Origin of the sequence: Virgibacillus sp. M23 (assembly GCF_034190895.1) — a bacterium.
GTDB classification, from domain to species: domain Bacteria; phylum Bacillota; class Bacilli; order Bacillales; family Amphibacillaceae; genus Virgibacillus; species Virgibacillus salarius.
The window spans coordinates 1-405 of the sequence record NZ_JAWDHA010000347.1; the positions used below are offsets into that span (position 1 = coordinate 1).

General features: G+C 43.5%; 1 protein-coding gene. It reads right to left on the reverse strand.

All coding sequences use genetic code 11. The features are described 5' to 3' along the window. Nucleotides 1-405 (reverse strand): AAA family ATPase (locus RVS70_RS22910; protein ID WP_414617194.1); only part of this gene is annotated, 405 nt, incomplete at both ends.

A 405-nucleotide genomic window follows, 5' to 3' on the forward strand; every position in this document is an offset into this window, starting at 1 on the left:
CAGCGATCCTTCCTCCACTTGCAGCTGTTCGGCATCAACAATTTTATTCATGCGCCCTACAATCGCTTGGGAGGTAATTCGTTTAAAGTCAAAACGCTGACATCTGGAGATAATGGTTAAAGGGATTTTGTGCGGTTCAGTTGTTGCTAGAATGAAAATACAATGCTCCGGCGGCTCTTCTAATGTTTTTAGTAATGCATTAAAGGCGCCGATAGAAAGCATATGCACCTCATCTCTGATATATACCTTATACGTGACAGCCGATGGGGCAAACTTCACTTTATCGCGAATATCACGAATCTCATCCACACCGTTATTAGATGCGGCGTCAATTTCTATGACATCGGATATTGACCCGTTTGTTATCCCTTTACAGGCCGCACATTCGTTGCATGGCTCATCAAT